Raw genomic sequence first — 12,163 nt, forward strand, 5'->3', positions numbered from 1 at the left:
GGGATGCACTCTGTCAAGCCATTGACAAATGGCGGTACATGGGCACCGGACTAACCCGGGGCCTTCGACATCGTGAGAGAACCATGCGCTCCAAGCCTGCTCCCGTGGCCGACCCTTCGGCGCTGATCCGCCGCGCCCTGGGCCTGTGCCGCATGCTGCGCAACTGGCCGCCCGAGGTGCTGGATGAGCTGACGGCGCTGTCCCGACTGGGCCGCTACGAGCGCCACCAGCAGGTGCGCGCCGCCGACCCCAAGCGGCGCGAGGTGCTGGTGGTGGCTTCGGGCTGCGTGGAAGTGGGCGGCGTGGACGCCACGGGCTCGCGCTTCGTGCTGTCCATGCACAGCGCGGGCGACATCGTCGGCCTGGCGCGGCTGCTGGAGCACACGCAATTCGTCTACGACTACCACGCGCACCAGCCCACCGTGCTGGTGGAGATCCCCGGCGAGTCCTTCCTGGCCCTGCTCGATGCCCATCCGCCGCTGTGGAAGGACATCTGCCTGCTGGTGCTGGCGCGCATGCACGAGCTGATCGTCGTCCAGCAGCGCCACGCCTTCAGCAACATCGACAACCGCGTGGCCGAGCTGCTGGCGCGGCTGGCCCCCACGCATGGCCAGCCCGCGCCCGACGGGCAGGGCGTGGTGCTGCGCATCTCGCAGAGCGACCTGGCCGCCATGCTCTCGGTCTCGCGCCAGACCATCAACAAGGAGCTGCGCCTGCTGGAGCAGCGCGGCCTGCTGCAGGCCGCCTATGGCCGGCTGACCATCGTCGACTTGGCGGGCCTGCTGCGCCTGGCCGATGCGCGCGCGCGGCCGGGGCCCTAGCCCCGGTCCGCTGGAATCAGCCCTCGTCCAGCGGCGAGGCATCCTCGCCGAACAGGGCCTGTCCGTCGGCGCGCAGCAGCTCCAGCATGTGCCGGGCCGCGGGCGACAGATAGCCGTCGCGCCGGCAGGTCACGCCCAGGTGGCGGCGCAGCGTGGTGGCCGGCAGTCGCACTTCCCTGAGCGTGCGGCTGCGCTCCAGCCGCAGCGTGTGGCGCGAGACGAAGGTCAGCAGATCGGTCTTGGCCACCATGCGCGGCAGCAGCGGTATGGAGCCCGCCTCCACCTGCACCGTGGGCGCCGGCATGCCGCGCGAGGTGAAGGCCTGGTCCAGCCATTGCCGGCTCGGGATGTTGGCGCTGGGCAGGGCCCAGGGATGGCGCAGCAGCGCGGCCATGGTGATGCGCTGGCGCTCGAAGACGGGATGGTCCTGGCGCGCCGCGACCACCACCACGTCCTCGGCGATCGGGTGGGAGACCAGCTCCGGATCGCCCTCGGCCGTGAGGCCGATCAGCAGGTCCAACTGGCCCTCGCGCAGGCGGTCGCGCAGTTCCCAGCTGGGGCCGATCACGATGCTGATGGTGATGCGCCGCCCGTCGGCCAGGGCCTTGCTGCACAGCTCGGGCAGCAGGTGATCGGCGGCCACCGGCCCGCTGCCGATGCGCACATGGCCGGCATGGCCTTCGTTGAAGTCGCGCACCTCGCGCAGCGCCTCCTGGCTGGCATTGCGCAGCATGCGCGCGCGGGCCAGCAGCACATCGCCCAGCGGCGTGAGGCGTATGCCGCGCCCGGCACGCTCGAACAGCGCGCCGCCCACGGTCAGTTCCAGGCGCTGTATGCATTTGCTCAGCGCGGGCTGGGTGCGCCCCAGCTGTTCTGCGGCCCGGCCCAGGTGCCCGAGGTCGGCCACGATCTCGAAGAAGCGCAGGTCGCGCAGGTGCAGGTCCATCGATGAATAAAAGTGATGTTTGAATGAACATTATCGAATGGACGGAATGGATGGTGCTCACAAGAATGCGGTGCATCGACAAAGCGAATTGCCCGTTCCCATGACCGCCACTACCCACCCGCCCACCGTTTTCGTGACCGCGCCACGCCTGGCGCCCGCCGGGCTGCAGCGCTTGCAGGCGGCGCACTGCCGCGTGCTGTACCTGCAAGACGGCGGCGGCGAGGCCGAGGTTGCCGCCGTGCTGGCACGCGAGAGCGTCGATGCCGTGATCTCGCGCACGGCCACGCTGTCGGCCGCTGCCATCGCGGCCTGTCCCACGCTCAAGGTCATCTCCAAGCACGGCGTGGGCGTGAGCAATATCGATGTGGCCGCGGCCAGCCAGCGGGGCATTCCGGTCTATGTGACGCCGGGCGCCAATGCCCAGTCCGTGGCCGAGATGACGCTGGGCCTGATGTTCGCGGCCGCCCGCCGCATCGCCTGGATGGATGCCGAGCTGCGCTGCGGCCGCTGGTCCCGCGCCCAGGACGGCCTGGAGCTGAGCGGCCGCACCCTGGGCCTGCTGGGCTTTGGCCAGGTGGGCCAGCGCGTGGCGCGCGTGGCGCTGGCGCTGGGCATGCAGGTGGTGGCCTTCGATCCAGCGTTCGACCCTGCGTTCGATCCGGCCTGCGCCCCAGGGCCCGGCACTGTGGCGGGCGTGCGCATGCTGGGCTCGGTGGACGAGCTGCTGCCCCTGTCCGATGTGCTCAGCCTGCACGTGCCCCTGAATGCCCGCACGCGCCATCTGCTCGATGCCGGCCGCATCGCCCAGCTGCCGCGCGGCGCCCTGCTGGTCAACACCGCGCGGGGCGAGGTGGTGGACGAGGCGGCGCTGATCGACGCCCTGCGCAGCGGCCACCTGGCCGCCGCCGGCCTGGACACCATGGCCGAGGAGCCCCTGCCTGTAGGCCACGCCCTGGCCGCGCTGGACAACGTGGTGCTGACGCCCCATGTGGGCGGCTCCACGCCCGCTGCGCTGGCGGCCATGGCCGGCATGGCCGCCGCCAATGTGCTGGGCTGGCTGCAGGGCAGCCCCGCCGACCCTTCCCACTGCGTGAACCCCGAGGTTCTGCGCTGAGCTGTTTTTTCCCGGAGATTTGCCATGACCACCCCATCCAGCCAATGGCCTGCGGGCTACCGCATCCATCCGCGCGCCGCAGGTCCCGAGGCCGACGTCGTCCAGGCCTTCAAGGCCATTCCCGTGGCCGCCATCGGCGACGCCATGAGCCGCAATGTCGGCGCCATCGGCCTGCGCCAGTACCACGCGCGGCTGGAGGCCGTTCTCTGCGGCCCCGCCGTCACCGTGCGCGTGCGGCCCGGCGACAACCTCATGATCCACAAGGCGCTGATGATGGTGCAGCCCGGCGATGTGCTGGTCATCGACGGCGGCGGCGATGTCTCGCAGGCCCTGGTCGGCGGCCTGATGCGCACCACCTGCCTGGCGCGTGGCCTGGGCGGCCTGGTCATCGACGGCGCCATCCGCGACCTGTGCGAATGGGCGCAGGACGGCATGCCCATCTTTGCGCGCGGCCACACGCACCGCGGGCCCAGCAAGGACGGCCCGGGCGAGATCAATGTGCCCGTGGCCTGCGCCGGCCTGGCCGTGCTGCCCGGCGACCTGATCGTGGGCGATGCCGACGGCGTGATCGCCGTGCCCGCGGCCGAGGCCGCCGAGGTGCTGCGCCGCAGCCAGGCCCACCTGGCCCGCGAGGCCGTCATCCGCGAGACCAACCGCAGCGGCACGGCCGACCCCGAGCGCTTCGACGCCGTGCTGCGCGCCAAGGGCCTGCCGGTCTAGCGTCCCGCGCGCAGGCTGCGCCCGACTTTTTCCCGCCATAACGATTCCAAGGAGACAAACAATGACAATGCGCAGACGGCATCTTCTGGGCGGCGCTGCCGCCGCCCTGGCCACGGCCTTCCCTGCACTGGCGCTGGCCCAGGGCGAATGGCCGCAGCGGCCCGTGCGCCTGGTCGTGCCGTTTCCGCCCGGCGGCGGCACGGATGCCACCTCGCGCCTGGTGGCCGACCGGCTCAACCTCGCCATGGGCTGGACCATGGTCATAGACAACAAGCCCGGCGCGGGCGGCAACATCGGCCTGGATGCCGTGGCCAAGGCCGCGCCGGACGGCTACACCATCGGCATGGGGCAGGCCGCCAACCTGGCCATCAATCCCAGCCTCTACGCCAAGATGCCCTTCGATGCGCTCAAGGACTTCACGCCCATCGCCAGCGTGGCCCTGCAGCCCGTGGTGCTGACCGTGCGGCGCGACTCGCCCTTCAAGAACCTGCAGGACTTCATCAAGGCGGCCAAGGCCAGGCCCGGCACCTACGGCATCGCCCAGGCCGGCAATGGCACGGTAGGCCACCTGGCCGGGGAAATGCTGGCACGCCGCGCGGGCATCGAGGTGCTGCAGGTGCCCTACAAGGGCGCCAATACCGCGCTCACCGACCTGATGGGCGGGCAGGTGGACCTGTACTTCGGCAACACGGTGTCGGTGATGTCGCAGCTGGCCACGGGCAAGATCCGTGCGCTGGCCGTCACCTCGGCCCAGCGCGTGCCGTCCCTGCCGGACGTGCCCACGGTGGCCGAGCAGGGCTATCCGGGCTTCGAGGCCTCCACCTGGCTGGGCCTGGTGGGGCCGGCCAACCTGCCCGCCCCCATCGCCGAGCGCATTGCCGACGCGACCATGAAGCTGCTGGCCACCAAGGAGGTCAAAGAGAAGCTGGCCCAGGAAGGCAGCATGGCCACGCCCGCCAATGGCGCGCAGTTCGGCGAGTGGATTCGCAGCGAGCACGCCAAATGGGGCAAGCTGATCCGCGAGGGCAAGTTCCAGATCAACTGACCATGGCAGCCCCAATCGAGGTCGACCGGCTCGACACCCCCAGTTCCTCCGCACCCCTGCCCGCACACCTACCCGCACTCTTGGGCGCGGGCCAGGCCTCCGCCACGCCGCGCAGGCTCAGGCGCATCCTGTCGCTCGATGATTTCGAGCGGGCGGCGCGCCACCACCTGCCCGCGCCGATCTTCGCCTACGTCAGCGGCGGCTGCGAGACCGACAAATCCCTGCGCGCCAACCGCGAGGCCTTCGATGCCCACCGCTGGGTGACGCGCGTGCTCACCGACACTTCGCGCCGCACGCTGGCCACGCCGCTGCTGGGCCAGACCTGGGCTGCGCCCTTCGGCATCGCGCCCATGGGCATCAGCGCGCTGTCGGCCTACCGGGGCGACCTGGTGCAGACGCGCGCGGCGGCGGCCGCCCGCATCCCGGCCATCCTGAGCGGCACCTCGCTGATCCGCATGGAGGAGGTGGTCCAGGCCAATCCCCAGGCCTGGTTCCAGGCCTATGTGCCGGGCGAGACCGAACGCATCGTGCAGTTGCTGGGGCGCGTGGAGGCCGCAGGCTTCGCCACCCTGGTCGTCACCGTGGACACGCCCGTGTCGGGCAACCGCGAGAACAACATCCGCGCGGGCTTCTCGACGCCGCTGCGGCCCGGCCTGCGCCTGGCGTGGGAGGGCATCACCCATCCGCGCTGGCTGTTGGGCACGGCGCTGCGCACCCTGGTGCGGCACGGCATGCCGCACTTCGAGAACTCGCAGGCCACGCGCGGCGCGCCCATTCTCTCGTCCACCGTCACGCGCGACTTCGGCGCACGCGACCACCTGAGCTGGGAACACCTGGCCCTCATACGCCGGCGCTGGAAGGGCCGCCTCGTGGTCAAGGGCATCCTCAGCCCGCAGGACGCGCTGGCCGCGCGCGATGCCGGGGCCGACGCCATCATCCTGTCCAACCACGGCGGCCGCCAGCTCGATGGCGCGGTCTCGCCCCTGCACATGCTGCCCCTGGTGGTGGAGGCGCTGGGGCCGGACTACCCGGTGATGATCGACAGCGGCTTTCGCAGGGGCAACGACGTGCTGGTGGCGCTGGCCCTGGGCGCACACTTCGTCTTCGTGGGCCGGCCCTTCAACTATGCGGGCGCCGTGGGCGGCGAGGCCGGCGTGCTGCACGCCATCGCCATCCTGGCGGCCGAGATGCGGCGCAACATGGCCCTGATCGGCGTGCAAAACCTGCAGCAGCTGGGGCCGCAGCACCTGCGACCGCGTTAGCCACGCGCCAGTCCCGAGGGTGGCGTGCCCCGCAATTGGTCCACGGTTTCGCGGCGATGGGAAAATGGCGGAATGACCGCCTCCACCAACACCCTCACGATCACCCGTCCCGATGACTGGCACCTGCACGTGCGCGATGGCGAAGCCATGCGCAGCGTGGTGCCGCATACGGCCGCGCAATTTGCGCGCGCCATCATCATGCCCAACCTCAAGCCGCCGGTGACCACCGCCGAGCAGGCGCTGGAGTACAAGCAGCGCATCCTCTCGGCCGTGCCCGAGGGCATGGCCTTCGAGCCGCTGATGACGCTGTACCTCACCGACAACCTGCCGCCCGAGGAAATCGTGCGCGCCAAGGCGGCCGGCGTCGTGGCCTGCAAGCTCTACCCGGCTGGCGCCACCACCAACAGCGACCACGGCGTCACCGACCTGCGCAAGATCTACCCCACGCTGCAAGCCATGCAGCGCGAAGGCCTGCTGCTGCTGGTGCACGGCGAAGTCACCAGCAGCGACATCGACCTGTTCGACCGCGAGGCCGCCTTCATCGACCAGCACCTGATCCCGCTGCGCCGCGACTTCCCCGAACTCAAGATCGTCTTCGAACACATCACCACGCGCGAAGCCGCCCAGTATGTGACCGAGGCCGACCGCTTCGTGGGCGCCACCATCACGCCCCAGCATCTGCTGTTCAACCGCAATGCCATCTTCACGGGCGGCATCCGTCCCCACTACTACTGCCTGCCCGTGCTCAAGCGCGAGACGCACCGCCTGGCCCTGGTGGAGGCGGCCACCAGCGGCCTGCCCAAGTTCTTCCTGGGCACCGACAGCGCGCCGCACGCGGCCCATCTCAAGGAACACGCCACGGGCTGCGCGGGCTGCTACAGCGCCCATGCCGCCATCGAGATGTATGCCGAGGCCTTCGACAATGCCGGCGCGCTGGACAAGCTCGAAGCCTTCGCCAGCTTCAACGGACCGGACTTCTACAGCCTGCCGCGCAACACCGGCAAGATCACCCTGGTGCGCGAAAGCTGGACGCCGCCGGACAGCTTCGCCTTCGGCGAGGCGCAACTGAAGCCGCTGCGCTCGGGCGAAGCTCTGCCCTGGAAGCTGGTTTAAGCTGGCGGGACTGCCACCCGCCAGAGGATTGCCATGCCTGAGCCGCAACCGCGCATCGCCCTGCTGATCGACGCCGACAACGCGCCGGCCGAGATGATCGACGAGATCCTGACCGAGCTGTCGACCTTCGGCGTCATCGACATCCGCCGCGCCTACGGCAACTGGACCAAGCATTCGCTCAGCGGCTGGCAGCGCAAGCTGCTCGATTTCGCACTGCGGCCCATGCAGCAGTTCGACTACTCCAAGCACAAGAACGCCACCGACATGGCGATGACCGTGGACGCCATGGAGCTGCTCTACACCGAGCGGCCCGACGCCTTCGGCATCGTCTCCTCCGACGCCGACTTCACCCCGCTGGTCATGCACCTGCGCTCCAAGGGCGCGGCCGTCTACGGCTTTGGCATGGCGCAGACGCCCCAGCCCTTCGTCAATGCCTGCTCGCGCTTTCTGTACCTGGAGGCGCTGGGCGAGGCGGCGCCCGCCAACGGCAATGGCCAGGACGCCGCGCATGAGGCGGGCCAGGCGGCGGTGCCGCCCGTGGCTGCAGCTGCGGTGGCTACCGCTCCCCAGCCGCCGAACGGCGCTGGAAAGGAGCGTGCGCCGGCCCAGGCCGAGAACGAACCCTCGGCAGAACCCCAGGCCCAGCCCCAGCGTCCCTGTCTGCGCGTTCCCAGCCAGGAACTGCGCCAGGACAAGCGGCTGCTGGCCATGCTGCGCAGCGCCGTCAACGCCACGCAGGACGAAAGCGGCTGGGCCCATGTGGGCGCCGTGGGCGCGCAGATCGGCAACAAGGCCTCGTTCGATGCGCGCAACTACGGCTACGCCACGCTCACCAAGCTGCTGGCGGCCACGCAGGCCTTCGAGATGCGCGACGAGGGCACCTCGCGCGTGGCCGTGCGCGACAAGCGCCTGGCCAAGGCCCAGTCCAGGCCGTCCGGCAATTGACGTTTCCCATCGACTGGAATGCGCCCTGGCTGCAGGGGCTGCAAGCGCAGGGCAGGGCGGCCTGCCTGCAGGTGGCGCAGGGCCGGCCGGTCTGGCAGGCCCTGCAGTCACTGGCCGACGCACAGGCGCTGCCCTGGCGCTTTGTGCCCCAGCACGATCTGCCCGAAGGCAAGGCCTACGAGCAGTTCATCTTCGAGACGCGCTGCATCCCCACGCGCGACAACCTGCATGATTTCTTCAACGGCCTGATCTGGTTGCGCTGGCCCGCGCTCAAGCAGCGCTGCAATGCCCTGCAGGCCCGTGCCATTGCCCAGGCGGGCGTGGGCGCGCAGCGCGGGCCGCTGCGCGATGCCGTCACCGTGCTGGACGAGAACGGCGCCCTGCTGCTGGCGCCGGCCGCGCTGTGCGAGGCGCTGCGCCACCGGCGCTGGCACCAGCTCTTCGTGGAGCAGCGCGCACTGTGGCGGCAGGCCAGGCTGCTGCCCATAGGCCATGCGCTGTTGGAAAAGCTGGTGCAGCCGCGCAAGCCCATCACGGCCCATGTGCTGTGCGTGCACACGGATGGTGCAGGCGCCACGGCAGGCCCCGCCACGTCGGACATCGACGCCTGGCTAGCCGGCAGCATCTGGCTGGAGGCCGACACGCTGGCGTGCAAGCCTTTTGCACCCTTGCCCGTGCTGGGCGTGCCCGGCTGGTGCCACGAGAACGAGAACTTTTCCTTCTATGATGACTCTCTCGTGTTCCGGGCGCCCCGTTCCGCACAAGCATCACAACAAGGAATGACAACGGCGCAGGACCCGGCTTGAAAACAGCCGGTGGGGCCCTCACTTTTCAACGCTGCAGGGCCCAGATCCTTCCCCCTTTCCCCACTTTGTGGAGAACCCACTGATGAAACGCATCGCACTTTTTCTTTTGACCAACGTCGCCGTCGTGGTGGTGCTGGGCATCGTCGCCAGCCTGCTGGGCGTCAACCGCTTCCTGACTTCCAATGGCCTGAACCTCGGGGCCCTGCTGGGCTTCGCCTTCATCATGGGCTTTGGCGGCGCCATCATCTCGCTGCTGATCTCCAAGCCGCTGGCCAAGTGGAGCTCGGGCGTGCACGTGATCAACGAGCCGCGCAACGCTGATGAGGCCTGGATCGTCAACACCGTGCGCGGCTTCGCCGACCGTGCCGGCATCGGCATGCCCGAAGTCGGCATCTACGAGGGCGAGCCCAATGCCTTCGCCACCGGCGCCTTCAAGAACTCGGCCCTGGTGGCCGTGTCCACGGGCCTGCTGGAAGGCATGACGCGCGAAGAGGTGGAGGCCGTGATCGGCCACGAGGTCGCCCACATCGCCAATGGCGACATGGTGACCATGACCCTGATCCAGGGCGTGATGAACACCTTCGTGGTCTTCCTGTCGCGCGTCATCGGCTATGCCGTGGACAGCTTCCTGCGCAAGAACGACGAAAGCAGCTCGGGCCCCGGCATCGGCTACTACGTGACCACCATCGTGCTGGACATCGTGCTGGGCTTCCTGGCCGCCATCATCGTGGCCTGGTTCTCGCGCCAGCGCGAATTCCGCGCCGACGCGGGCGCCGCCCAGCTCATGGGCCGCAAGCAGCCCATGATGAATGCCCTGGCCCGCCTGGGCGGCATGCACCCCGGCGAGCTGCCCAAGAGCGTGGCCGCCATGGGCATTGCCGGCGGCATCGGCAAGCTGTTCTCGACCCACCCGCCGATCGAAGAGCGCATTGCCGCCCTGCAGAACGCGCAGAACCTCTGATTCAGCATCAGGTTCGACACGCTGGAACCTGTCCAGTGGGGGCCCGGTCATCGACTGGGCTCCGCTTCCCGAAGCCCCATCAGAAATGCTTGTCCGGTGCTGCATTTATGCGAATGTAGTAACGTACAAGCATTTTCTTTGACGGAGGTGCGTCATGCAGATTTCGACCTTCAGCAGCCGTGAATTCAATCAGCATGTTTCCGCTGCCAAGAAAGCGGCCAGCGGTGATGACGTGGTCTACATCCTGGACCGGGGGCAACCTGCCCACGTGCTGATGAGCATTGAGAAATTCCGTGAACTGTCGGGGCAGACCCGGAACATTCTTCAGTTGCTGGCCATGCCCGAGGCCGCCGATATCGATTTCGACATTGAGCGCACGAAGGATTTGCCGCGCGCCGTGGACCTGTCCTGATGTATCTGGTGGACTCCAACATCGTTTCCGAACTGCGCAAGGCATCGTCGGGCCGCGCGAACGATGGCGTTGTGGCCTGGGCGCAATCGGTCGCGGCCGACTCCCTTTTCATCAGCGCGATCACGCTGATGGAGCTGGAGAAAGGCGTGCAGTTGAAAGCCCGGCAAGACCCGATTGCCGGGCAGGTGCTGCGCCGCTGGCTGGTGGAACGCGTGTTCACGGCCTTTCAGGGGCGTGTGCTGCCTGTGGATGCGATGGTTGCCATGGAAAACGCGGCCTACCACGTGCCTGCGCCGCGCCCGCTGGCCGACAGCCTGATCGCGGCCACGGCGAAGGTGCATGGCTTGTGCGTGGTCACTCGCAACATCAAGGATTTCGAGCCCTTCCATGTTCATGGAGTGCGCGTCTTGAACCCTTGGATGTAGGGCCCGTCTCAACCTCACGTACAGCCAGACTTGATCTTTACCCAGGCTTCACAAGCCCCTGTCAACAACCGGCAGGGGCTTTTTCGTTGTATCTGCATGGCCGCACTAAGCGCGGCCAGGAGTGCATCGTGAAGTCTGTATCGATTCAAACGCCGGGCCGTCGCCTGGTTCCGGCCCTGGTCCTGGCTGCCGCCACTGTGGCATTGACCGGCTGCGTGGTGGCGCCTGCCTATCCCGTAGGTCCTTCGGGCGAGGTGGTCTACGCGCCCATGGCGCCGCCGCCGCTGCAGACCGAGGTCATTCCGGTCGCTCCCTCGCCGGTTCATGTCTGGATCGGCGGCTCCTGGGGCTGGGGTGGCGGCCGCTATGCCTGGCGCCCCGGTTACTGGGCCGCGCCGCCGCACCCCGGCTATGGCTGGCGTCCGCACGGCTGGGACCATGGCCCGCGTGGCTGGTACCAGCGCCCGGGCGGCTGGTACCGCCGCTGAGTCAGGTGGCGGCAGCGTCGCCGCTGCCGCCCTGGCCGGCCTTGGCCAGCAGGAAGTCGATGCAGGTGCGCACGGCCCGCGTCTGATGACGGTCGGGCAGGTACAGCAGGTACATGTGGGTGCCGAAGATGCTGAGCCGGTACTCCTGCAGGGTCAGCACCACCTCGCCGCTGGCCACCTTGTCCTGCACCACGTAGTCGGGCACCAGGCCCACGCCCAGGCCCGCCAGAATGCCCTGGCGCAGGAAGGGGAAGTGCTCGGAGATCATGGTCGGCGCCAGCAGCACCTCCTGGCGGTCCGTCCCCTGGTAGGCCGACAGGCGCAGCTGGCGGCCCATCACGCCGGCCGTGATCAGGGGGCTGTTGCGCAGCTCGTACAGCGTGGTGGGCAGGCCGTGCTGCTGCGCATACTCGCGTGAGGCGCAGGCCACGTAGTGCACATTGCCCAGGCTGCGCGCAATCACCGACAGCGGCGGCTCCTGGATCACGCGGATGGCGATGTCCACCTCGTCGCGCAAATGGTCGGCGCGGTTCTCGAACAGCACATCCAGCACGATGCCCGGATACAGCCGCTTGAACTCGATCAGCCAGTCGCTCATCACGATCTGCCCATAGCCGCTGGGCACGCTCAGCCCCACGCGGCCTGCCATCCCCTGGCCCAGCGACGTGATCGTCTCGCGCGCCGACATCATCTCGTTCTGGATCGCGCGGCCATGCTCGTACATCCGCATCCCCACCTCGGTCGGCTCCACGCGCCGCGTGGTGCGCCGCACCAGCTGCACCCCCACCGATTTTTCCAGCTGCGTCAGGTGATAGCTCACATTGGCCCGCGTCATCTTCAGCTTGCGCGCCGCCTGGCTCAGATTGCCGCTATCGATGATTTCCACCAGCAGGGTCAGGGAGTTCAGATCCATGGATATGTCCAGATACTTTGCTTCGCCCACAGCCTATGAAATGGGCGGGGCTCCAAAACCAGGGACACCGAGCAAGGGCCTACGCCGGCCGTGCCGCCCTGCAGCGATGGTGTCGTCCCCCTCCTCGCGCAGCAAATAGAGGGGGGAAGGCGCGCAAGCGCTTCAATGTCAAAGATTTTTTTACAGTCTGTC

General features: G+C 68.6%; 14 protein-coding genes. 12 read left to right on the plus strand and 2 right to left on the minus strand.

Annotated features, from left to right (window positions below; genetic code table 11):
- The first annotated feature begins 83 nt into the window (after positions 1-83).
- Positions 84-821, plus strand: a complete 738-nt coding sequence (locus BO996_RS07090) for a Crp/Fnr family transcriptional regulator (protein WP_043819957.1) — start codon at positions 84-86, stop codon at positions 819-821.
- Between the two features lie 16 nt (positions 822-837).
- On the opposite strand, the gene BO996_RS07095 is transcribed toward BO996_RS07090, so the two are convergent.
- Entirely contained in the window at positions 838-1,767 is a 930-nt protein-coding gene (locus BO996_RS07095; protein ID WP_071954378.1) for a LysR family transcriptional regulator, read from the minus strand.
- Positions 1,768-1,867: 100 nt separating this feature from the next.
- Between BO996_RS07095 and BO996_RS07100 the strand changes: the two genes are divergently transcribed.
- The 11 genes from BO996_RS07100 (at position 1,868) to BO996_RS07150 (ending at position 11,058) form a co-directional block, all read left to right on the plus strand.
- Positions 1,868-2,881, plus strand: coding sequence for a hydroxyacid dehydrogenase (locus BO996_RS07100; RefSeq protein ID WP_071954379.1), 1,014 nt, complete (start codon positions 1,868-1,870; stop codon positions 2,879-2,881).
- A 24-nt stretch (positions 2,882-2,905) separates the two neighbouring features.
- Positions 2,906-3,601 carry an RraA family protein gene (locus BO996_RS07105; RefSeq protein WP_071954380.1) on the plus strand — a complete coding sequence of 232 codons (696 nt, stop codon included), beginning with the start codon at positions 2,906-2,908 and terminating at the stop codon, positions 3,599-3,601.
- Positions 3,602-3,662: 61 nt separating this feature from the next.
- Entirely contained in the window at positions 3,663-4,646 is a 984-nt protein-coding gene (locus tag BO996_RS07110; protein ID WP_013804158.1) for a Bug family tripartite tricarboxylate transporter substrate binding protein, read from the plus strand.
- Positions 4,647-4,648: 2 nt separating this feature from the next.
- Positions 4,649-5,908, plus strand: coding sequence for an alpha-hydroxy acid oxidase (locus tag BO996_RS07115; protein ID WP_083571125.1), 1,260 nt, complete (start codon positions 4,649-4,651; stop codon positions 5,906-5,908).
- A gap of 72 nt (positions 5,909-5,980) precedes the next feature.
- Positions 5,981-7,021, plus strand: a complete 1,041-nt coding sequence (pyrC, locus tag BO996_RS07120) for a dihydroorotase (protein WP_043819970.1) — start codon at positions 5,981-5,983, stop codon at positions 7,019-7,021.
- A gap of 33 nt (positions 7,022-7,054) precedes the next feature.
- Positions 7,055-7,966 (plus strand): NYN domain-containing protein, encoded by a 912-nt coding sequence (locus BO996_RS07125; RefSeq protein ID WP_012203316.1) that lies wholly within the window; start codon positions 7,055-7,057, stop codon positions 7,964-7,966.
- A complete protein-coding gene (locus BO996_RS07130) occupies positions 7,963-8,772 on the plus strand; it encodes a DUF3025 domain-containing protein (protein WP_071954382.1) in 810 nt (269 codons plus the stop codon). The genes BO996_RS07125 and BO996_RS07130 overlap by 4 nt, the downstream gene beginning before the upstream one ends.
- Before the next feature lie 82 nt (positions 8,773-8,854).
- Complete coding sequence (gene htpX, locus BO996_RS07135) at positions 8,855-9,733, plus strand: protease HtpX (RefSeq protein WP_013804154.1); 879 nt, start codon at positions 8,855-8,857, stop codon at positions 9,731-9,733.
- Positions 9,734-9,887: 154 nt separating this feature from the next.
- Positions 9,888-10,145 carry a type II toxin-antitoxin system Phd/YefM family antitoxin gene (locus BO996_RS07140; protein WP_012203319.1) on the plus strand — a complete coding sequence of 86 codons (258 nt, stop codon included), beginning with the start codon at positions 9,888-9,890 and terminating at the stop codon, positions 10,143-10,145.
- Positions 10,145-10,570, plus strand: coding sequence for a type II toxin-antitoxin system VapC family toxin (locus tag BO996_RS07145; RefSeq protein ID WP_071954383.1), 426 nt, complete (start codon positions 10,145-10,147; stop codon positions 10,568-10,570). The genes BO996_RS07140 and BO996_RS07145 overlap by 1 nt, the downstream gene beginning before the upstream one ends.
- A gap of 128 nt (positions 10,571-10,698) precedes the next feature.
- Positions 10,699-11,058, plus strand: coding sequence for a YXWGXW repeat-containing protein (locus BO996_RS07150; RefSeq protein ID WP_034398157.1), 360 nt, complete (start codon positions 10,699-10,701; stop codon positions 11,056-11,058).
- Position 11,059: 1 nt separating this feature from the next.
- On the opposite strand, the gene BO996_RS07155 is transcribed toward BO996_RS07150, so the two are convergent.
- Positions 11,060-11,971 (minus strand): LysR family transcriptional regulator, encoded by a 912-nt coding sequence (locus BO996_RS07155; protein ID WP_071954384.1) that lies wholly within the window; start codon positions 11,969-11,971, stop codon positions 11,060-11,062.
- Positions 11,972-12,163: the final 192 nt, after the last annotated feature.

Origin of the sequence: Delftia sp. HK171, assembly GCF_001886655.1 — a bacterium.
In the GTDB taxonomy this organism is placed as follows: Bacteria; Pseudomonadota; Gammaproteobacteria; order Burkholderiales; family Burkholderiaceae_C; genus Comamonas; species Comamonas acidovorans.